This window comes from Bacillus sp. JJ1503 (assembly GCF_036965125.1).
In the GTDB taxonomy this organism is placed as follows: Bacteria; Bacillota; Bacilli; order Bacillales; family Cytobacillaceae; genus Cytobacillus.
In genome coordinates this window covers 1-531 of sequence record NZ_JBALOZ010000414.1, presented here as the reverse complement: position 1 = coordinate 531, position 531 = coordinate 1, and the positions used below count along the sequence as shown (strand labels likewise).

Here is a 531-nt window from a genome sequence, read left to right as displayed (position 1 = left end):
CCATACCTGATTTTATTATTATTATTTTGTCTTTGATTTTAGCTGTAAATATCTATAAAGTCACAGGAGTTAGAATAATTTCTTTACGTGCCGATGCGGGAACGCTCAATCTTTGGTTTCCAACCTTGCTTGTAAGTATTGCACCGACATTATATATGTTTAAGCTTGTATCAGTGAAGTATCTTCAAATGAGCAGTGAAGATTATATTAAGACAGCGGTAGCAAAAGGAATGCGTTTAAATTATATTAATTTCCAGCATGTTTATAAAAATGTTGAGCCCTTTATTAAAGCTGAATTAATTAAAGTCATTTCCTTAAGCGTCGGAAATCTATTTATCATCGAGTACATCATGAATGTATCTGGTATTACGAAATTTATTTTTCAAAGTAATGAGATTCAGCCAATTGCTATTGGCCTTTTCTCGATGCTTTTTATATCGGGTGTCGTCTATTTATCCATTAGAATAGTACTTTACCTTTTTAAACGAGGATTTATATATGAATAAATTATTTAACATCAATTATTCTTTA

Annotated in this window: 1 protein-coding gene; it reads left to right on the top strand. The window is 30.3% G+C overall.

Features of this window, described 5'->3' with window-relative positions:
- A partial coding sequence (locus V7149_RS24055; protein ID WP_335348099.1) for an ABC transporter permease subunit occupies window positions 1-506 on the top strand: 506 nt, incomplete at its 5' end.
- Window positions 507-531 lie beyond the last annotated feature (25 nt).